The organism is Streptomyces sp. NPDC093111 (assembly GCF_040683955.1).
GTDB lineage: Bacteria > Actinomycetota > Actinomycetes > Streptomycetales > Streptomycetaceae > Streptomyces.
The window spans coordinates 275,581-297,999 of the sequence record NZ_JBFBNW010000002.1; the positions used below are offsets into that span (position 1 = coordinate 275,581).

At 70.8% G+C, this 22,419-nt stretch carries 10 protein-coding genes; 9 read left to right on the forward strand and 1 reads right to left on the reverse strand.

The annotated features are described in order from the left end of the window. Positions 1-80: 80 nt before the first annotated feature. The 9 genes from iolC to AB0Q96_RS03760 all read left to right on the forward strand — a co-directional run bounded on the left by iolC (position 81) and on the right by AB0Q96_RS03760 (position 21,148). A complete protein-coding gene (gene iolC / locus AB0Q96_RS03720; protein ID WP_365321389.1) occupies positions 81-1,073 on the forward strand; it encodes a 5-dehydro-2-deoxygluconokinase in 993 nt (330 codons plus the stop codon). 154 nt (positions 1,074-1,227) lie between these two features. Continuing rightward, positions 1,228-2,169, forward strand: a complete 942-nt coding sequence (locus AB0Q96_RS03725) for a 5-deoxy-glucuronate isomerase (protein ID WP_365321390.1) — start codon at positions 1,228-1,230, stop codon at positions 2,167-2,169. After that, a complete protein-coding gene (gene iolD / locus AB0Q96_RS03730; RefSeq protein ID WP_365321391.1) occupies positions 2,166-4,028 on the forward strand; it encodes a 3D-(3,5/4)-trihydroxycyclohexane-1,2-dione acylhydrolase (decyclizing) in 1,863 nt (620 codons plus the stop codon). The genes AB0Q96_RS03725 and iolD overlap by 4 nt, the downstream gene beginning before the upstream one ends. 22 nt (positions 4,029-4,050) lie before the next feature. Then, positions 4,051-5,553 (forward strand): CoA-acylating methylmalonate-semialdehyde dehydrogenase, encoded by a 1,503-nt coding sequence (gene mmsA / locus AB0Q96_RS03735; RefSeq protein WP_365321392.1) that lies wholly within the window; start codon positions 4,051-4,053, stop codon positions 5,551-5,553. Positions 5,554-5,604: 51 nt separating this feature from the next. Then, on the forward strand, positions 5,605-6,213 hold the full coding sequence (locus AB0Q96_RS03740) for a DUF4291 domain-containing protein (protein ID WP_365321393.1): 609 nt from the start codon (positions 5,605-5,607) through the stop codon (positions 6,211-6,213). Positions 6,214-6,353: 140 nt separating this feature from the next. Next, positions 6,354-9,170, forward strand: a complete 2,817-nt coding sequence (locus tag AB0Q96_RS03745; protein ID WP_365321394.1) for an alpha/beta fold hydrolase — start codon at positions 6,354-6,356, stop codon at positions 9,168-9,170. Then, entirely contained in the window at positions 9,167-10,015 is an 849-nt protein-coding gene (locus AB0Q96_RS03750) for an ABC transporter permease (RefSeq protein WP_365321395.1), read from the forward strand. The genes AB0Q96_RS03745 and AB0Q96_RS03750 overlap by 4 nt, the downstream gene beginning before the upstream one ends. 382 nt (positions 10,016-10,397) lie before the next feature. Beyond that, positions 10,398-14,660 (forward strand): LamG-like jellyroll fold domain-containing protein, encoded by a 4,263-nt coding sequence (locus tag AB0Q96_RS03755; protein WP_365321396.1) that lies wholly within the window; start codon positions 10,398-10,400, stop codon positions 14,658-14,660. A 155-nt stretch (positions 14,661-14,815) separates the two neighbouring features. After that, a complete protein-coding gene (locus tag AB0Q96_RS03760; RefSeq protein WP_365321397.1) occupies positions 14,816-21,148 on the forward strand; it encodes an RHS repeat-associated core domain-containing protein in 6,333 nt (2,110 codons plus the stop codon). A gap of 552 nt (positions 21,149-21,700) precedes the next feature. On the opposite strand, the gene AB0Q96_RS03765 is transcribed toward AB0Q96_RS03760, so the two are convergent. After that, a complete protein-coding gene (locus AB0Q96_RS03765; protein ID WP_365321398.1) occupies positions 21,701-22,411 on the reverse strand; it encodes a DNA-binding response regulator in 711 nt (236 codons plus the stop codon). Positions 22,412-22,419 lie beyond the last annotated feature (8 nt).

The following is a 22,419-nucleotide window of genomic DNA, read 5'->3' on the forward strand; positions in this document are numbered from 1 at the left end:
GGACATGCCGTTGACAGCCCTCCGGAGCGGCGACTAGACCTGGGTGCGGGCGGGGGCGCCGAGGCGAGAGGTGACGTGGCATGACGTCGGAGCCGTACGACCTGATCGCGATGGGCCGGATCGGAGTGGACCTCTATCCGCTGCAGAGCGGGGTGGAACTGGCCCGCGTCGAGAGCTTCGGCAAGTTCCTCGGCGGCTCCCCGGCGAACGTGGCCGTCGCCGCCGCCCGCCTGGGCAGCCGGACCGCGCTGGTCAGCCGTACCGGAGCGGACCCCTTCGGCACGTACCTCCACCGCGAGCTGCGGGCCTTCGGCGTGGACGACCGGTGGGTCACGGACGTCGCCGCGTACCCGACCCCGGTCACCTTCTGCGAGATCTTCCCGCCCGACCACTTCCCGATCCACTTCTACCGCCGCCCCCGGGCCCCCGACCTGGAGATCCACCCCCACGAGCTGGACCTGCCCGCGCTCCGCGCCGCCCGCGCGCTGTGGGTGACGGGGACCGGACTGAGCGCCGAGCCCAGCCGGACCGCCACCCTCGCCGCCCTGCGGGAGCGGTCCGGCCACCTCGACCCCGCCGACGCGCTCACCGTCCTCGACCTGGACTGGCGGCCCGCCCTGTGGGAGGCGCCCGACGAGGCGCCGCCGTACTACCGGGAGGCCCTGCGGCACGCCACGGTCGCCGTCGGGAACCTCGACGAGTGCGAGGTCGCCACCGGGGAGCGCGAACCGCACGCCGCCGCCCGCGCGCTGCTGGCCGCGGGCGTGCGGCTCGCCGTCGTCAAGCAGGGCCCCAAGGGCGTGCTGGCGCTGGCCGCCGACGGCACCGCCGCCGAGGTGCCGCCGCTGCCGGTGGAGGTGGTCAACGGCCTCGGCGCGGGCGACGCGTTCGGCGGGGCGCTCGCCCACGGGCTGCTCGCCGGCCGGGACCTGGAGGACGTCCTGCGCCGGGCCAACGCGGCGGGCGCCATCGTCGCCGGGCGGCTCGCCTGCTCGCCCGCGATGCCGTACGAGGACGAGATCGCCCTCGCCCTGGCCACCGGCACCGGCTCGGTCCCGGAGCGGACACCGTGACGCGCGGCGGCCCTTTCGGACAGTCCGCCGCCGGGCCGGGCGGGCCCGGTACCCGCCGTTCCGGCGCCCACCGTCCCGTACGGCGGCCCGGCCCGCCGCCCGTACGGCGCACCGACCGGGATCCCGGACCCGCGCGACGGGTAGGGAGCTGACCATGGAAACCACGCCCGGCCCGCGCTCCCTCCACCTGCCCGCGGGCACCGCCGCCCGCGGCCCGTACGCCGTCGACATCGACCCCGCGCGGGCCGGCTGGACCCACAGCGCGCTCCGCGTCCTCGACCTCCCGCCCGGCGGGACCCACCGGTTCGAGACAGGGAAAAGCGAATGGGTGGTGCTTCCGCTGTCCGGTGGCGGTACGGTGCGCGTCGACGGGGAAATCCTCGAACTCGTAGGCCGCGCCAGTGTGTTCGACGGGGTCTCGGACTTCGCCTATGTGCCCAGGGACGCCCACGTCCAGATCGCCTCCGGTGCGGGAGGCCGCTTCGCTTTGGCAGGAGCGAGGTGCGAGCGACGACTCCCCGCCCGCTACGGCCCCGCGCCGGAGGTTCCCGTCGAGACCCGCGGCAGCGGCAACCGCAGCCGCGAGGTGCGCAACTTCGCCGCCGCGGACGCCTTCGACTGCGACCGGCTGATCGCCGTCGAGGTGATCACCCCCGGCGGCAACTGGTCCTCCTACCCGCCCCACAAGCACGACGAGCACCGCCCGGGGGAGGAGTCCGTCCTGGAGGAGATCTACTACTACGAGGTCGACGAGGCGGACGAGGCCGACGGGGCGGACGATGTGGGCGAGGTCCACACGGCGGCGGAGCCCTCAGGCCGGACTCCCGGCCGGACTCCCGGCACTCCCGGCCGAGCCTCCGGCGCCCCCGGCCGGGCCTACGGCTACCAGCGGATCAGCCCCTCCCGGCCCGGCGGCGCCGCTCTCCTCGCCGAGGTCCGCGGCGGTGACGCCGTCCTCGTACCCGACGGATGGCACGGCCCGTCCATCGCCCAGCCCGGCCATCCGCTCTACTACCTGAACGTCATGGCGGGACCCGGCCCCGAACGGGAATGGAAGATCTGCTTCCACCCCGACCACACGGAGGGATACGCATGAGCGTCCGGCTCACCGTCGCCCAGGCCCTGGTGCGCTTCCTCGCCGCCCAGCACACCGCGCGCGACGGCGTGCGCCGGCGCCTGATCACCGCCACCTGGGGCATCTTCGGCCACGGCAACGTCGCCGGCGTCGGGCAGGCGCTCGTCGAGTACCCCGGGCTCATGCCGTTCCACCAGGGCCGCAACGAGCAGGCCATGGTGCACGCCGCCGTCGGCTACGCCCGTCAGTCCCGCCGGCTCCAGGCGCACGCGGTCACCACCTCCATCGGCCCCGGCGCCACCAACCTCGTCACCGGCGCCGCCCTCGCCACGGTCAACCGGCTGCCCGTGCTCCTGCTCCCGGGCGACACCTTCGCCACCCGCCCCGCCGACCCCGTCCTCCAGCAGCTCGAAGTCCCCTACGCGGGCGAGGTGTCCGTCAACGACTGCCTGCGCCCGGTGTCGAGGTACTTCGACCGGATCACCCGCCCCGAGGCGCTGATCCCGGCCGCCCTCGCCGCCGTACGGGTCCTCACCGACCCCGCCGAGACCGGCGCCGTCACCCTCGCCCTGCCCCAGGACGTACAGGCCGAGGCGTACGACTGGCCGGAGGAGTTCCTCGCCGAACGGACCTGGACCGTGCGCCGCCCACGCCCCGACCGGGACGAGCTCGACGCCGCCGTCCGGGCGGTCGCCGACGCCGAGCGGCCGCTGATCGTCGCGGGCGGCGGGGTGAAGTACAGCGGCGCCGAGGACGCCCTGCGCACCCTCGCCGAACGGGCCGGGCTGCCCGTCGCCACCACCCAGGCGGGCAAGGGCGTCCTGCCGTACAGCCACCCCTGCGAGGTCGGCGGCATCGGCCACACCGGCACCGCCACCGCCAACGAGCTGGCCCGGGCCAGCGACCTGATCATCGGCGTCGGCACCCGCCACACCGACTTCACCACCGCCTCCGGCACCCTCTTCCACCCCGAGGCCCGCTTCCTCAACCTCAACATCACCGGCTTCGACGCCCACAAGCAGGCCGCCCTGCCGCTCGTCGCCGACGCCCGCGAGGGCCTCACCGCCCTCACCGAGGCCCTCGCCGTCCGCCCCCGCCGCGACCCCGCCCCCTGGGCGGAGTCCAAGCGCGCCTGGCAGGCCCGCACCGACGCCGCGTACACCCCGGACAGCGAGGACGCCCGCCCCACCCAGGCGCAGGTCCTCGGCGCACTCGACACCTTGGTCACCGGGGACGACATCCTGATCAACGCCGCCGGCTCGCTCCCCGGCGACCTCCACAAGCTGTGGCGGGCCCGCTCGGCCGACCAGTACCACGTCGAATACGGCTACTCGTGCATGGGCTACGAGATCCCCGCCGCCCTCGGCGTCGCCCTCGCCGCGCCCGGCCGGCCCGTCTGGGCGCTCGTCGGAGACGGTACGTACCTGATGAATCCCACCGAGATCGTCACCGCCGTCCAGGAAGGACTGCCCATCAAGGTGGTCGTCCTGCAGAACCACGGCTACGCCTCGATCGGCGGCCTGTCGGAGGCCGTCGGAGCCGAGCGCTTCGGCACCGACTACCGGCTGCGGGCCCCCGACGGGCGCTTCACCGGGCCGCCCCTCCCGATCGACCTGGCGGCCAACGCCGCCTCCCTCGGCATGCGGGTCCTGCGCCCCCACACCATGCGTGACCTGCGAGAAGCCCTCGCGGACGCACGGGAGGCGACGGTTCCCACATGTGTCTACGTCGAGACCGAAACGGCAGACAGTGTGTCGGGCCCGCCCCCCGCCCAGGCGTGGTGGGATGTGCCCGTGGCCGAGACGTCGACCCGCCCGTCGGCGGCCTGGGCCCGCGAGGAGTACGACCGGCACGTCACCGCCCGACGCCGCCACCTGTAGCAGCCAGAAGGAGCATTCCGTCATGACGAAGACCGTCAACCACTGGATCGGTGGCAAGAGCGTCGAGGGCACGTCGGGCAACTGGGGCCCGGTCACCGACCCGGCCACCGGCGCCGTGACCACCCAGGTCGCCCTCGCCTCGGTGGAGGAGGTCGACGCGGCCGTCGCCGCCGCGAAGGACGCCTTCGCGACCTGGGGCACCTCCTCGCTCGCGCAGCGCACCACGATCCTCTTCCGCTTCCGCGCCCTGCTCGACGCCAACCGCGACGCGATCGCCGAGCGGATCGTCGCCGAGCACGGCAAGGTGCACTCCGACGCGCTCGGCGAGGTCGCCCGCGGCCTGGAGATCGTCGACCTGGCCTGCGGCATCACCACCCAGCTCAAGGGCGAGCTGTCCACCCAGGTCTCCAGCCGCGTGGACGTCGCCTCGATCCGCCAGGCCGTCGGCGTCGTGGCCGGCATCACCCCGTTCAACTTCCCGGCCATGGTGCCGATGTGGATGTTCCCGCTCGCCATCGCCTGCGGCAACACCTTCGTGCTCAAGCCGAGCGAGAAGGACCCGTCGGCGGCCATGAAGATCGCCGAGCTGCTCGCCGAGGCCGGCCTGCCGGACGGCGTCTTCAACGTCCTGCACGGTGACAAGGTCGCCGTGGACCGTCTCCTGGAGCACCCGGACGTCGCCGCGATCTCCTTCGTCGGCTCGACCCCGATCGCCCGCCACATCCACACCACCGCCGCCGCCAACGGCAAGCGCGTCCAGGCGCTCGGCGGCGCCAAGAACCACATGCTGGTGCTGCCCGACGCCGACCTCGACGCGGCGGCCGACGCGGCGGTCTCGGCGGCGTACGGCTCCGCCGGCGAGCGCTGCATGGCGATCTCCGCGGTCGTCGCGGTCGGCGCGGTCGGCGACGAGCTCGTGGAGAAGATCCGCGAGCGCGCCGAGAAGATCAAGATCGGCCCCGGCAACGACCCGGCCTCCGAGATGGGCCCGCTCATCACGGCCGTCCACCGCGACAAGGTCGCCTCCTACGTGCACGGCGCGGCGGCCGAGGGCTGCGAGGTCGTCCTCGACGGCACCGGCTACACCGTCGAGGGCTTCGAGGACGGCCACTGGATCGGCCTGTCCCTCCTGGACCACGTGCCGACCACGGCCAAGGCGTACCAGGACGAGATCTTCGGCCCGGTCCTGTGCGTGCTGCGCGCCGACACGTACGAGGAGGGCCTGGCCCTCATCAACGCCTCGCCGTTCGGCAACGGCACCGCGATCTTCACCCGCGACGGCGGCGCCGCCCGCCGCTTCCAGCTGGAGGTCGAGGCCGGCATGGTCGGCGTGAACGTGCCGATCCCGGTGCCGGTGGGCTACCACTCCTTCGGTGGCTGGAAGGACTCGCTCTTCGGCGACCACCACATCTACGGCAACGACGGCATCCACTTCTACACCCGCGGCAAGGTCGTCACGACCCGCTGGCCGGACCCGTCCGAGGGCCCGTCCGGCGTCGACCTGGGCTTCCCGCGCAACCACTGACGTACGCGGAAACCATTGGCCCCAGGGTGCGTTCCCACGCATCCTGGGGCCATGTCCGTTCCTCCCCCGCTTCCGCCGAAGCACCAGATCCGCGCCCTCCACACCGCCACCACGGTGACCGTCTACCAGGCCTACCGCCCGTCCCTCGGCCTGCCGGCCGCCCGTGACGGGCGCTTCCCCGCCGCCTGGAAGCGCGAGCGGATGACCTGGATCAAGCCCTCGTTCCTGTGGATGATGTACCGCTGCGGCTGGGGCCTGAAGGACAGCCAGGAGACCGTCCTCGCCGTCGAGATCACCCGCGAGGGCTTCGACTGGGCCCTGCGCCACGCCTGCCTCTCGCACTACGAGCGCGAGCTCCACCCCGACCACGACACCTGGCGGCGCGAGCTGAAGAGCTCTCCGGCCCGCGTCCAGTGGGACCCCGAACGCGACCTGCGGCTGGCGCCCCTCCCGTACCGCTCCCTCCAGCTCGGCCTCGCCGGGGAGGCATCCCGCCGGTACGCCGACGAGTGGACGGTCGGCATCCGCGACGTCACCCCGCTCGCCCACGAGATCCACGCGCTGGTCCGGGAAGGCCACCTGGAACAGGCGGAACGCCTGCTGCCCGAGGCCACGCCGTACCCGACGGAGGACGGGCTGCTCGCGCGCGTCGTCGTGTAGGGGGCGCCCGCGCCGGCGCGGGCGCCCCCGCATACCGCGGTTGGTGTACGAGGACGGCACCGTGTACGACCTGAGGAGGCGGCCGAGTTCCGCCCCGGGGCAGCCGAGCCGGAGTCGTCCGGCCGCCTAGGCTCGACACCATGCAGCTGCGACTTCCCCGGAGGGGCCTCCCTCGACCCGGTCTGCCGAGGTGGGCGGCGGTCGCCACCGTCCTCGCCGTGCTCGTGGGCGGCGCCGGCACCTGGACCGCCGTCGCCTCCGACGACCCGCCGCCCGTGCACCGCGCGGACCGGATGCTCGACCTCGACGGGGTACGGATCGACACCTCGTACTTCACCGGCGGCGGTTCCGGCCGGCGCCCCGCCGTCCTGCTCGGGCACGGCTTCGGCGGCTCCAAGGACGACGTCCGCGAGCAGGCCGAAGGGCTCGCCCGCGACGGGTACGCGGTGCTGACCTGGTCCGCGCGCGGCTTCGGCAGGTCCACCGGGCAGATCGGCCTGAACGACCCGGAGCGCGAGGTCAAGGACGTGCGGGGGCTGGTCGACTGGCTGGCCGGCCGCCCCGAGGTGCTGCTCGACAAGGCGGGCGACCCGCGCGTCGGCGTCACCGGCGCCTCCTACGGCGGGGCGATCTCGCTGCTGGCCGCCGGGTACGACCCGCGCGTGGACGCGATCGCACCGCAGATCACGTACTGGAACCTGGCGGACGCCCTCTTCCCGAACGGCGTGTTCAAGAAGCTGTGGGCCGGCATCTTCTTCGCCGGCGGAGCGGGGGAGAGTCCGGCAGGCGCTCCTGCGAACGGGAGCGCGAACGGGAGCCCGAACGCGACCGGGAACGGGAGCGCGAACGGGGACGGGAGCCCGAATGCGGCCGAGAGCGGGAAGGCGGGCGCGGCCGGGAACGGGAAGGCGGGCGCGCACGCGAAGGGGGACGCGAGCGGGCCAGGGGCTCCGGACGTGGCCTGCGGGCGGTTCAGCCCCGAGGTGTGCGCCCTGTACCAGCGCGTCGCCGTCGCCGGGAAGCCCGACGCGGCGGCCCGCGCCCTCCTGGAGGCGCGCAGCCCGTCCGCCGTCGGCGCCCGCATCAAGGTGCCCGCGCTGATCGTCCAGGGCCAGTCCGACTCCCTGTTCACCCTCGCCCAGTCCGACGCCATGGCCCGGACCATCGCCGCGAACGGCGCGCCGGTCGCGGTGGACTGGACGGCGGGCGGCCACGACGGCGGCGACCGGGAGACGGACCGCGTCGAGGCGCGGATCTCGGCCTGGTTCGACCGCCACCTCAAGCGGGACACGTCGGCCGCGACCGGCCCCGCGTTCCGGGTGAGCCGCACCGGGGGCGTCGACTCCACCGACGGGCGCGCGACCCTGCGCGGCGCGACGGCCGACACGTATCCGGGGCTCGCGGCGGGGCAGGTCCCGGTCGCGCTCTCGGGGCCGGCGCGGTCCTTCGCCAACCCGGCGGGCGCGAATCCGCCCGCGATCTCGGCGGTCCCGGGCCTCGGCGGGGGGCTCTCGCAGCTCTCCTCGCTCGGCGTGGGCCTGTCCCTGGACTTCCCGGGCCAGTTCGCGGCCTTCGACGCCCGGCCGCAGACCGCCCCGGTGCGGATCACGGGCTCGCCGACGGTCAGGGTACGGGTGACGTCGACCGCACCCGACGGCTCGGCGGTCCTCTTCGTCAAGGTGTACGACGTGGGGCCGGACGGGCGGCAGCAGGTGCTGCCCGCCCAGCTCGTGACCCCGGTACGGGTGGCGGACGCGGGGCGCGGGCGCACCGTCGACCTGACGCTGCCCGCCGTCGACCACGAGGTGGCGGCCGGCCACCGGCTGCGCCTGGTGCTCGCCGCGACGGACCTCGGCTACGCCTCGCCCGCCACCCCCGCCACGTACACGGTCGGGGTGGAGAGCGCCCTGACGGTGCCGACGGCGCCGGGCGTGACGACGCAGGCGGCGGGTCTGCCGTGGTGGGTGTGGGGCCTGCCGCCGGTGGGCGTCCTGGTCGCGGCGGCGCTGCTCCTGACGGCCCGCCGCAAGGTCGTGCCGCCCGCCCCGGACCCGGCGCTCGCCGAGGTCCCGCTCCAGATCACCGGCCTCTCCAAGAAGTACAAGGGCGGCGACCGGTACAGCGTCCGCGACCTGTCCTTCAGGGTGGAACAGGGCCAGGTCCTGGGCCTGCTGGGCCCCAACGGCGCGGGCAAGACGACGACCCTGCGCATGCTGATGGGCCTGATCACGCCCGACGAGGGCGAGATCCGGGTCTTCGGCCAGGCGATCCGGCCGGGCGCGCCGGTGCTCTCGCGGGTCGGCGCGTTCGTGGAGGGCGCGGGCTTCCTGCCGCACCTGTCGGGACGCGAGAACCTGGAGCTGTACTGGCAGGCCACCGGCCGTCCCGCCGAGGACGCGCACCTGGACGAGGCGCTGCGCATCGCCAACCTGGGCGGCGCCCTCGAACGCGCCGTCCGCACCTACTCGCAGGGCATGCGGCAGCGCCTCGCGATCGCGCAGGCCATGCTGGGCCTGCCCGACCTGCTGATCCTGGACGAGCCGACGAACGGCCTCGACCCGCCGCAGATCCGGGAGATGCGGGAGGTGATGATCCGGTACGCGGCCGGCGGCCGGACCGTGATCGTCTCCAGCCACCTCCTCGCCGAGGTCGAACAGTCCTGCACCCACCTCGTGGTGATGGACCGGGGCGGTCTGGTGCAGGCGGGCCCGGTGCGGGAGATCACCGGCTCCGACGACACGCTCCTGGTGACGCTGGGCGGCCCGGTGCCGGACGCGGTGGTGGAGAAGCTGGGCGCGGTACGCACCGACGCCGGCCTCCTGGTCCGCCTCGACGCCGCCACGACCGCCACCGCGCTGATCGCCGAACTCGTGCGCCTGGAGGTGCCGGTGACGGGCGTGGGGCCGCACCGGCGCCTGGAGGACGCGTTCCTGACCCTGATCGGAGAGACCGCATGACCGCCGCCGCTCTCGGCTACGCGCCCGGCCGCACCCTGCCCCTGCGCGTGGAGGCCCTGCGGCAGCTGAAGCGCCGCCGCACGCTGGTGATGGGGCTGATCCTGGCGGCCCTCCCGTTCATCCTGATCGCGGCGTTCGCGATCGGCGGCGGGCCGGACGGCTCGGAGAACAACCGGATCACCCTGATGGACACGGCGACGGCCTCGGGCGCCAACTTCGCCGCGACCTGCCTGTTCGTCTCGGCCGGCTTCCTCCTCGTCATCCCGGTCGCCCTGTTCTGCGGCGACACGGTCGCGTCGGAGGCGGGCTGGTCGTCCCTCCGCTACCTCCTGGCGGCCCCCGTTCCCCGGGCCCGTCTCCTCTGGTCGAAACTCACCGTCGCCCTGGCCTTCAGCGCGGCGGCCATGGTCCTGCTGCCGTTGGTGGCCCTGGTCGCCGGCACGGTCGCCTACGGCTGGGGCCCCCTGAAGCTCCCCACCGGCGGCGCCCTCCCCGCCGGCGACGCCCTCGTCCGCCTGGCCCTGGCGACGGCCTTCGTGTACGTCTCCCAACTGGTCACGGCCGCCCTCGCCTTCTGGCTCTCCACCCGCACCGACGCCCCCCTGGGCGCGGTCGGCGGCGCCGTCGGCCTCACCATCATCGGCAACGTCCTCGACGCCGTCACCGCCCTCGGCGACTGGCGCGCCTTCCTCCCGGCCCACTGGCAGTTCGCCTGGGCGGACGCCCTCCAGCCCCAACTGGAATGGTCGGGCATGCTGAAGGGCACCGCGATCTCGGTGACATACGCGGTGATCCTCTTCGCCCTGGCCTTCCGGGGGTTCGCGCGGAAGGACATCGTGTCCTAGGCGACTTGACATATTCGAGCGGCCCGAATTTCTTTTCGAAGTCCGTCAGGTAATGAGGCGGCCCTCGGAATTTGACATGACCGCGCAAAATATCGCCACGCGATGAGGTGGCGCTTCGGGGTGCCGTGCGGATGGCCGCGAAAGAAGCAAAGTTCCACGCCGGAGAGGATCGTGAGATGAATCACGTGACGGAATGTCCGGAACGGATGATTCCGGTGTATGTGGAAACTAAATCCCCTGTGTCGAATGTGTGTCCCGGAGGTAGCGTTCTCGGTCTGATTACGCAATCTTTGCGTTCATTTGAATGGCTGGGGGGCCAATGGGGTGGGCTAGACGTCGTTCCAAAACGACGCACGGAGCCGTCGTCGCGACACTGACGGCCATGCTGGCAGGGGGTGCGGCCGTCGTACCGGCCGCCGCCCAGAGCGCGAACACCGCGCTTCCCGGCAGTGCGGTAGCCACTGCCGCGGAATCGGGCGAAGCGCCCAACGAGGAACTGGCGAAGGCCGCCGCCAAGGAGAGCGGCCAGCCCGTCGAGGCGACCAACCTCCGGGCCGAGCGCCGTGACGTGTTCGCCAACGAGGACGGGTCCTTCACGGCCCGCGAGTACACCGAGCCGGTGCGGACCCGACAGGGTTCCGACTGGGTGCCGGTCGACGACACGCTCGTCAAGCGGAGCGACGGTACGTGGGCTCCCAAGGCGGCCACCGTGGAACTGGAGTTCTCCGACGGCGGGCAGGGCCCGTTCGCCCGGATGAGCCGGGTCGGCCGTGAGTATGCCCTGTCCTGGCCCGGCGGCGCGCTGTCGAAGCCCACGGTCGAGGGCAGCACCGCCCGCTACGCGGAGGTCCTTCCCGGCGTCGACCTGACGGTCCGCGCGGGCGTCGAGGGCTTCTCGCACTACTTCGTCGTCAAGACGGCCGAAGCCGCGGCCGACCCGCGGCTGGACTCGCTCGAGCTCGGCCTCTCGACCAAGGGCCTGACCGTCACGGAGACGCCCGGCGGCGCACTCAAGATCGTCGACTCCGCTGTCGGCGGCACCGTCTTCGAGTCGGGCGGCGCCTCCATGTGGGACTCGTCCGTCGCCGCTGGTACGGCCGGTACGGCCGCCGCGCGCACCGCGAAGGCCGTGACGTCGAACGCGGAGCTCCCGAAGCCGGCACTCGACGCGGCCGACGGCGGCCGCAAGGCTCCCGTCGACATCGACGTGGCGAAGGGCAAGCTCACCCTCAAGCCCGACCTGAAGCTGCTGCGGGGCCAGGGCACCACCTACCCGGTGGTCATCGACCCGACGCCGCGCACCCAGAACGTGAGTGCCTGGACCTCGGTCATGTCGGGCATGCCGGGCGAGCAGGACTGGAAGTTCGCGGACGACGCGGGCGTGGGTCGCTGCCCCTCCGACCAGACCCCGGCCTCGTGCTCGGGCATCGGTGTCCGGCGCACGCTGTTCAGCTTCCCGATGAGCTTCTACAAGGGCAAGCAGATCCTGAGCAGCACGTTCTCCGCGCGCCTCGTGAAGAACTACTGGAACGACAACAAGGCCGAGCCGATCGACCTGTACCGGGTCGGCGGCAAGGACTACGCGGTCACCTCGGCCGGCAACTGGTCCAACACCTCGGGCAGCTGGACCAACTACCTCCTGACGGTGGACAAGGCGATCACGCCGACCAGCTGCAAGAGCCAGGCCAACCTGCACTTCAGCAACGGCGACCTCCTGACGGACACGAGGGCCGCCGCGGCGGGTAGCTGGAACACCATGTCCTTCGGTCTGAAGGCCAAGGACGAGTCGGCCTACGCCGGCTGGAAGCGCATCTGCGGCAACGCCTACCTGTCCATCACGTACAACACGCCGCCGCTGCAGGTCGCGAACGCGTCCATGACCTCGGACCCCGGCGGCCAGTGCGTCACCGACCCGGCCAAGGCGCCTCTCGTGGACGGCCTGCCGATGCTGCGCGGCGAGGCCAGGGACCCCGATCACACGGCCGCCTCCAGCGACCCGGTGAAGATGCAGTACCAGGTGTTCTACCGGGACACCAAGGACATCGAGCAGAGCTACTTCGCCGAGACCGGCTACAAGTCGCCCAATCAAGGCACGCTCTTCAGCCACCAGGTGACGTCGCCGACGGCGAAGTCCGGCATCGGGATGTACTACCCGACGGCGACGCCGAGGGTCTACCAGCGCACCACGCCGGACGCGGGCCCGAACACGGCCGACATCCCGTTCGACGCCAAGGGGCGGAAGATCCTCGTCGGTGACTGGGACGCCGATGGCATCGACACGCTGGGGACCTACGACCCGACGTCGCGCGAGTTCGAGCTGTGGAACGACAACTCGTTCACCAAGCGGGTACCCCCGATCGCCTACGGAAGCGCCGGTGACGTCCCGGTCGTGGGGGACTGGAACGGCGACGGCCGTGACACGATCGGTGTCTGGCGCCCGAGCAACCACTACTTCTACTTGAACAACGAGACGAGCAACAACATCACGGACATCTCGTTCGTGTACGGCGCCAACGGCATGACCCCGCTCGTGGGCGACTGGAACGGCGACGGTGTCGACACCATCGGCATGTATTACCCGACCAACACCACGTTCTACATCCGCAACTTCAACAGCGCGGGTGGCAACAGCTACGAGATGCGCTACGGCAGCTCCGGCGACCAGCCCGTGATCGGTGACTGGAACGCCGACAAGACGGACAGCATCGGTGTGTGGCGGGAGAGTGACCACTCCTTCTACCTGAACAACGAGCACACGAACAACGTCGCGGACCTCTCCTTCGTGTACGGCGACGATGGAATGATCCCGCTCGCCGGCACCTGGACGCCGGGCATCCCCACGAACACGACGATCACGTGGCAGGCCCGCGCCTACGACGGCGAGGCCTGGGGACCGTGGAGCTCGGCCAACGGAGCGGGGCGCTGCGTCGTGCGGCGAGACTCCTCCGTTCCCTCGAAGCCGACGGTGAAGGCCGACCATTACACGGAGTCGGTCGACGAGATCTGGCACGACGGCATCGGCATCGAGGACACGTTCAGCTTCACGGCAGCGGACAGCACGGGGGCGAACAACGATGTGATCGGCTACCGGTACGCCATCGAAGGTGTTACCTACCCGACGGTCCCCACGAGCGGAGGCAAGACGGCGACGACCAAGTGGACCCCCACCCGGTCGGGACGCCATTACCTCTCGGTCGAGGCGTTCGACGGTGCCGGACACACCAGTGCTCAGGCGAACTACACCTTCCTGGTCGCGACCGGACGGGTCGCCCAGTGGGACCTCTCCGACCCGGCCGACACCAAGGAGGTCAGCGGGATCGGCTCGGCCATGGTGGCCCGCGCCGGCGTCACCTTCGGCAAGGAGGGGCGCGGTGGCATCGTAGACCCGGTCGCACGATTCGACGGGACGGATCAGGCATACATCTCCACCCCCGACGAGACGGTCGGCACTGCCGGCAAGGCGACCGTCGATACGCGGTCCAGCCTGTCCGTCAGCGCATGGGTGAAGCCATCGGACCTGACCAAGGACATGACCGTCGTCAGCCAGGACGGAACGGACGAGGCCGGCTTCGAACTCGGCTATGACGCCGCCATGAAGTCCTGGAGCTTCGCCACCCCCGACGCGGACGGCGAGAAGACCACCAGCTTCGCCGCTCAAGTGCCCGCGGGTGCCGACGCGGTCGGCAAGTGGGTCCACCTGACCGGCGTGTTCGACGCGAAGGCCACCGGCGGTCCGCAGCTGCGCCTCTACGTCGACGACGGCGACCCGGCCACGCCCACCGGCACGGCCACGGCCGCACGTACCACCTCCTGGGCGGCGACGGGCGCGTTCCAGATCGGGCGGGCGCTCCGCAAGGGTGAGTACAAGGCGATGTTCAACGGCGACATGTCCGAGGTCCGTGTCTACAACCGCCCCGTGACCACGGCCGAGATCGCCGAGTTCCAGACGGTCAGCCCGGTCCGCAAGGCCTACTGGCAGTTCGAGGCCGCACCGGTCGGCGGTGCCGTGAGCACGGTGGACGGAAAGGGCGGCCCGCTCGCGCTGAGCGGGGACGCGAAGGTCTTCGTGGGAACCACGAGCGTGGACCCCGTTCTGGCTGATCGCGGATTCCTGATGCTCGACGGCACCGGCGACTGGGCGGCCACCGCGACCCCGGTCGTGGGCGGTGACAAGAGCTTCACCGTGGCCGCACGTGTCCAGCTGTCGAACGTCGACTCGACCACGTCCCAGACCGTTCTGTCCCTCCCCGGACAGAACACCGACCGGCTCGCGGTCCGCTATGACGGTGCGGCCAAGCGCTGGAAGGTCGTCCTGGCGGACAGCGACAGCGCGACCGCCAAGACGACCGAGGTCGTCGACGTCAACACGCTGCCCGTGGCGGACGGTGGCGGCAACCACCTCGCGGTCGTCTACGACGCCGTGGTCCGTGAGATCCGGCTTTACGGGGACGCAGGGGACGCAGTGGTCGTGGCGCTCCAGAGCCCGGGCACCTGGGCTTCCACCGGCGGCCTCCAGGTGGGCCGCTCGATCAAGGCGGGCCAGTATCTCTCCGGAGCCGTGGACGAGGTCCGGGTGTACGACGGTGCGCTCAGCCCCGACGCCATCCGGCGGGCGAGCCTCCTGATCGGCGACTCGGGCATCTAGTCCCCATGAGACCGACTGGGCGGCCCGTACGTAGGTACGGGGCCGCCCAGTCGGTAGGGCCGCCGCATGGTGAGCCCGCACGACATTCCCTTTCTCCTTTCGACCCTGCATCGGAGTTCGTCATGCCCAAACGCGGCAGATTGCTGCACGCGCGCATGCCTAAAAGCCTGTTGGCCGGCGCGGCCATCGTCCTGACCCTGGCCGTATCCGGAGGCAACGCCCAGGCGGTGACCCCGCTCGAACCGGCGCCTCCCGGCCTTCCCGGGTTCTCGAAGAACCCCGACCCCGTCGACGGCAAGGACGCGGGCAAGGCCAAGCCGCGCCCCGCGGACGGCGCCAAGAAGGCCGCCGTCCGCAGCCTGGGCAAGGTGACCTGGCCGGCGGCCGGCAGCGCAGAGGTCGCCCTGCCCGCGGCTGCGGCTCCCGCCGCGCGCACGGCCAGGGCGGCCGGCACACCGGCCACCGCGGCGAAGACGCGAGTGGGCGGGCTTCCCGTCACCGTCGCACCGGCCCACGCGAAGAGCCGCACCGCCGGAGCCACCCCGGCCAAGGTGAAGATCAGCTCGCTCGGACACGAGAAGGCGGCCCGCTGGGGCGGCGCCGCGCTGTTCACCGTCGAGCGCGCGGACGCCGGGACCACAGCGTCCCCGGTGCACGTCTCGCTGGACTACTCGGCGTTCGCCGACGGTGCCGGCGGTGCCTACGGCGAGCGCCTCACCCTGGTCCAGCTGCCCGGCTGTGTCGTGACGAAGGCGCCCGGCAGCAAGGACTGCGCGGTCGTTCCCAAGACCCTCGCGTCCGTCAACGACCCGTCGGCCCGCACCGTCAGCTCCGACGTCACGGCGACCGCGGCGAACGCCCCCGCGGTCGTCTACGCGCTGACGTCCTCGCCGTCCTCGGCGAAGGGCAACTACACCGCCACCTCGCTCGCGCCCTCCGCGAGCTGGTCGGTGTCCAACTCCGCGGGCGGGTTCTCCTGGAACTACCCCCTGCGGACGGTGCCGACGCCGGGTGACATCGCGCCCAAGGTCGAGCTGGGCTACTCGTCCCAGTCCGCCGACGGCCGCACCGGCGCCACCAACAACCAGGGCTCCTGGATCGGCGAGGGCTTCAGCTACGAGCCGGACTACATCGAGCGCTCCTACAAGCCCTGTTCGGAGGACGGCCACGCCGGATCGACCGAGCAGTGCTGGGCGTTCGACAACGCCACGGTGATGCTCAACGGCCAGTCCTCCACGCTCCTCAAGGGCGACGCGGACGGCAAGTGGCGCTTCGCGTCGGACAACGGCGCCAAGATCGAGCAGCTCACCAACGCCGCGTACGTCACCGGCAACGGCGACAACGACGGTGAGCACTGGAAGATCACCACCACGGACGGCACGGAGTACTTCTTCGGCCTCAACCGGCTCCCCGGCTGGACCACGGGCAAGGAGGAGACCGCCTCCACCTGGACCGCTCCCGTCTTCGGCGACGACTCCGGCGAGCCCTGCTACAACGCGACCTTCGCCAGCGCGTACTGCAAGCAGGCATGGCGCTGGAACCTGGACTACGTCAAGGACCGGCACGGCAACGTGCGGGCGTACTACTACACGCCCGAGACGAACTACTACGCGCTGAACGCCAAGACGGACGTCAACGGCACCGCGTACCACCGCGCCGGCTACGTCAAGCGCATCGACTACGGTCAGCGCGACAACGCCGTCTACACGACCAAGGCCCCGGCGCGCGTCGTCTTCACCACCGCCGAGCGCTGCATCGCCGATGCCTCCTTCGACTGTGCTCCGGCGAAGTTCACCATGGCCAACTCGGCCAAGTGGCCGGACACCCCGGTCGACCGCAACTGCGCGGCCAACACCAAGTGCACGCTGAGCCAGAGCTCCCAGACGTTCTGGACGACGAAGCGGCTCGTCGGCATCACCACCCAGGTGAGCAAGAGCGGGACCGCGGGCGAGTACGACGACGTGGACGCGTGGACGCTCACGCACCTGTTCACCGACAACGGTGACGCCACGAAGTCCCTGTGGCTCTCCAAGATCGACCACGAGGGCCGCTACGGGGGCACCACCCCCAAGCAGACCGTCGAATTCGGCGGTGAGGCCCTCATGAACCGGGTCGACAGCGACACCGACAACACCGATCCGTTCTACCGCTACCGGCTGACCACGGTCATGAGTGAGACCGGCGCGCAGCTCGACATCACGTACGCTCCCCGCGAGTGCACGGCCGCTAGCCTGCCCCAGCCCGGTTCCTCGACCAAGCGGTGCTACCCGGTCGTCTGGACGCCGCCGGGCGAGGCGAACCCGAAGACGGACTGGTTCCACAAGTACGTCGTCCAGCAGGTCACGGACACCGACCGTACGGGCAAGAGCGAAGACCTCGTCACCCGCTACGACTACCAGGGCGACGCGGGCTGGCGGTACGGCGAGCCCAACGGCATCGCCGACCCGAAGTACCTGACCTGGAGCCAGTGGCAGGGTTACGGAAAGGTCAGCGTCACCGGCGGCAACGGCCAGACCCGTTCCTCCCGCATCGACTACACGTACCTGCAGGGTCTCGACGGCGACAAGCTGCCCGGCACCGGCACGGCCACCCGCACGGAGAAGGTGAAGGACTCGACGGGCGTCGAGTACACCGGCTCCAAGGAGTTCACCGGCTTCGAGATCGAGCAGCAGGCGTACGACACGGTCACCGGCGGCAAGGTGGTCTCCAAGACCATCACCGAGCCGTCGTTCGTGGAGACGGCGACGCAGAAGCGGACCTGGGGCATCACCAAGGCCACAGTCGTCCGGCCGCAGGCGAAGCGCGAGTACAACCTCCAGCACGACAATACCTGGAGCGCCACCAAGTCGGTCTCGAACTACGACGACACGGTTCCGGGCACCCGGCTGAAGAGCACGGAGGACCACGGCGACGTCTCCACGCCCGGCGACGACAAGTGCACCAGCATCGAGTACGCCGATGTCGCGGCGAAGAACGTCTACGACCAGGTCTCCCGCAAGGAGACCGTCAGCGTCCTCTGCGGCGCCACGCCGGACCGCAAGACGCAGGTGCTCAGCGACACCAAGGCGACGTACAACGCCGCTGGTGACATCACGCTGAACGAGCGTCTGGTGGCCCACGACGGGACCACCCCCGACTACGACCCCACCAGCACCACCACGTACGACGCGTACGGCCGTCCGACGTCGGTGAAGGACGGCCTCCAGAACGAGACGACGACCGAGTACACGGACGTCAACGGTCTGCTGTCCAAGACCAAGGTCACCAACGCGCTGACCCACGTCACCACCACCGACTACTCCCCGGCCTGGGGCGTGGCGACCGGCAGCCTCGACGCCAACAACAAGCGCACGGACCTGGCGTACGATCCGCTCGGCAGGCTGACCTCGGTGTGGCTCCCCAACCGGGCGAAGACCTCCACGCCGAACACCAAGTACTCCTACGACGTCCGCCGCGACAAGCCGTCCGTGGTCAAGACCGAGACGATCAAGAAGGACGGATCGTACGCGGCCTCCTACCAGCTCTACGACAGCCTGCTGCGCCTGCGGCAGACCCAGGCACCGGGAGGCGGCGGCACGCGGCTCGTCAGTGACGTCTTCTACGACGGCACCGGCAAGCAGAAGAAGACCAACGCCACCTACAACGCGGCGGGCGTGCCCACCGACGAGCTCATGACCGTGCTCAATGGACAGGTCGGCGCGCAGACCGCCTACGAGTACGACGGCCTCGGCCGGACCACCGAGGAGATCTCGCTCATCGCGGGCGTCGAGCAGTGGCGCACGAGCACCGTGTACGACGGCAGCCGGGTCCACGTCGACCCGCCGGCCGGCGGTGTCCCCACCACGACGATCTCCGATCCCGAGGGGCGGGTGACGGAGGTCCGTCACTACCGCACCGAGAGCCCGCAGCCGGCCGGTCCCGGCACGCAGTACGACAGCATCAAGTACACGTACAACAAGCGCGGCCAGTTGGAGACGGTCACCAACTCCAAGAACAACGTGTGGCGCTACGGGTATGACCAGCTGGGCCGCAAGACCTCGGTATCGGACCCCGACGCGGGCGACACGACGACCGCGTACGACGAGCTCGACCGGCCCAAGTGGACGATCAACGCCCGGAAGCAGAAGATCTCCATCACCTACGACGCCCTCGGCCGCGAGACCGGCACGTGGGACGGCGAGGCCCTCACCGACCCGAAGCTGACCGAGACCCGGTACGACCGGTCCGGATACCGCGGCTACCCGTGGTCCTCCATCCGGTACGTCGGAGGCGTCGAGACGTACTCCAGCAACATCGTGAGCCGTGACGCGCTCTACCGCCCGCAGCGCACCGACTACTACGTCTCCGCGGGCGTGGACGCCAAGCTCCAGGGTGCGTACTCGTTCACCACGGGTTACGCGCTCGACGGCACCGTCAACAGCTCCGGTATGCCGGCGGCGGGCAAGCTGCCCGTCGAGACGTTCTCCTACACCTACGACGAACTGCAGCGCCCCGAGACCATGAAGGGCACGGCGTCGACCTACGTCAACGACACCCTTTACAGCGGCACCGGCCAGCTCCGGGGCCTGATCATGGCCTCGGGCAGCGGACGCCAGGTGCAGCAGTCCTTCAACTACGAGAAGGGCACCGACCGGCTGCTCACCTCGACCGTGGACGTCGAGGGTGTCACCGGTCCGGCGAAGAAGTCGTCCTACTCCTACGACCAGTCCGGCAACGTCCTGTCCATCGCCGACGCGGCGGACGCGACCCCGGACGTGCAGTGCTTCGCCTACGACACCGGCAAGCGCCTCTCGGAGGCGTGGACCCCGGCGGCCACCCCCGAGGCGGCGACCGGATCCGGCACCATCGGCAGCACGCAGGACGCCACGTCCCCGACCGCCTGCGCCGCGGCTCCTGGCACCAGCCCGCTCGGCGGCCCGGCCGCCTACTGGAAGTCCTACACCACGGATTCCATCGGCAACCGGACGCAGGACGTCACCCACGACACGGGTCTCGACGCCACGAAGGACGTCACCCGCACCTTCACCTACGGTGAGAACGGCGCCGGCCCGCACGCCGTCACCAAGGTCGACGAGACCTCGGCGGCCGGCGACCGCACGTCCACGTACCACTACGACGCGAGCGGCAACACCGACAGCCGGACCTTCGGTACGGACACCCAGAAGCTGGAGTGGAACTCCGAGGGCAAGCTGGCGACGACCACGGAGGCCGACAACAAGGTCACGTCGAACGTGTACGACGCCGACGGCAACCGGATCGTACGCACCGACGCCTCGGGCACCACGGTCTACCTCCCCGGCATGGAGCTGAAGCTGGCGACCGGCGGCACCGCCGTCGAGGCCACCCGCTACTACAGCTTCTCGGGCCAGTCGATCGCCGTGCGCCAGGACACCAACGAGCTGTACTTCCTGGGCGCTGACCAGCAGGGCACCGGGCTCGTGGCCATCGCGGCCATGACCGGCGCCTTCACCCGCCGCCGCCAGGACCCCTACGGCAACAGCCGGGGCACGGCGACCGGCACCTGGCCGGGCGAGAAGGGCTTCGTCGGCGGCACGATCAACCCCCAGACGGGCCTGACCACGATCGGCGCCCGCGAGTACGACGCCTCACTGGGCAAGTTCATCTCGGTCGACCCGATCATGGACACCCAGGACCCGGGCCAGATGAACGCCTACAGCTACGCCCACAACTCCCCGGTCACCAAGTCCGACCCGACGGGCCTCCGCCCCGACGGCCCGGCCGGCGGCGCGTCGTACAACGACGAGCGCTGGGCGGACGACCGTGGCATGTCGATCCACTACGACTACGGCAAGGGCGACTTCGACATCAAGCCGAAGTCGGACCCGGAGTCGAAGAAGCGCTACAAGGCGTACCGCTCGAACCCGCGGCACTACAAGGTCTACCACTACGACCAGAAGAAGGTGGAGGCTCAGCGACGAGCTGCGGATGAGCGGGCCGCGAAGCGGCGGGCCGCGAGCGAAGCTCAGACACGTGAGGCGGAAAGGGGCTTCTGGGATAAGGCCGCCAGCTTTGCAGCTGATCAGATCGACAACACCCTCGGTAATATGGAGTCCGCAGCGGAGTGGGTCTGGGACAACCGTGGGCTCGTGGCCAGTGTGGTCGCGACCGTAACATGCTTTGTTCCTGCCGTAGGCTGGGCCGCCTGCGCCGGACTCCAGGCTGCGGCGTACGGGATTCGGGCCCAGCAGCGCGCGGCCGAGGGGGGTGGGTGGAAGGCCACATGGCGCGAAAACACCTACGATGGTGTCCTTACTGCGGCGACCTTCGGCGCCAGTAGCGCCCTGAGGTTCGCGAAGTTTGGCAAGCTCTCTGGCCTCCGGGAACCCGCACGTGCTCCCAGCTTCTATCAGAGGGGCGGGGGTAAGTGGCCCGCCTGGCGGGGCGGCGAGGCATATCATCCTCTCTATACAGTGGCGACTTCGGCTCCGAACATCGTCAATGCGACCGCTAACTTCTTTAATCGGTAATGGGGTAGTGTAATTCCTCATCTGCTCTGGGGCTCGGCTGAAGGTTTGCCGAGCCCCAGGAAGGGATTGTAAATGCTGCTTGGTACGTGGAATTGGGCGGCCTTTGCTGCAGGGTTGGCGTCTCTCTCAATCGGGGCTTCGGGACTGTTGCTTGGAGAGTTCCGTGGAAACGAGCTCACGGTAATCGGCACCTTGGTTGTAGGTATATGGGTGGCAGTCGCGGCTCCCTTCGCGGGGGTCCGGGTCGATGGTGTAGGAATTCGATATCGCGGCATCCTGAAATGGAAGCGTTTGCCCTGGAGCTCGGTTGCATCCGTAACGGTAGAATACGTGGGCGGAAATGGGGTTCTTGAGGCGGAAATGCCCGTGGTGAAGACTAAGGGTGGGCGAGACTTCCCCCTGCTTATTCTGGCTGGTTACACTAGCGGTCAGCCGCGGATCAATCGGCGAGTCCGTCATCAAGTCGACCTGATCCAGCAAGAATTGGCGAGGCCCAGGATGGGATGACGCAACACGCGAGGTGCCGCTCGGCTGGTCCGTGAGTCGGCACCGTCACACCCACCCCCTCCGAGCCGCTTCCGCCCCCGCGCGGAAGCGGCTCGTCGTGCCTAGTGCCGCCATCAGTTCGCCGACGCGGCGGCTGTACGTGCGGGGGGACATGCCGAGGCGGGTGGCGGCGGCTTCGTCGGTGAGGCCGGAGAGGAGGGCTTCGAGGACGGGGCGGAGTTGGGGGAGGAGGTCGTGGGTGGGGACGGTGAGGCCGTGGAGGTCCTGGCCGGTGTCCCAGGAGGTGTGGTGGGCGCGGACCAGGGCCTGGACGACGACGGGGTCGCGGATCAGGAGGAGGCCGTTGTAGTGGAGCTCCAGGTCCAGGGGGATGGCGGCGACGGTGCGGTCGACGACGATCATCTTGAAGGGGATCGCGTCGGTGACCCTGGCCCGGCCGGGCATCCGTAAGGTGCCCGCGAGTTGGGGGAGGGCGTGCCGGGGGACGATCCGCCGGACCTCGCCGGCCCGTTCGGCCGCCGCGCGCATGCACGCTCCCGCTAGTTCCAGGAACGGCTCGGGGATCGCACGCGAGGCGGAGGCGGCCGGGTCGTCGAAGGTCAGCAGCTCGTGCCGCGCCGAGGCGGCCAGACCCGCGAGGGCCGCGCTGACCCGTCGGGTGCCGCGGACGGGGCGCCCGGGAGGGCGTTGGAGCTCGGGGCCGGCCCGGCCCATCGCCGAGCGGGCGAGCATCACGGAGCCCGCAGTCTCTGTCACCGCTGACC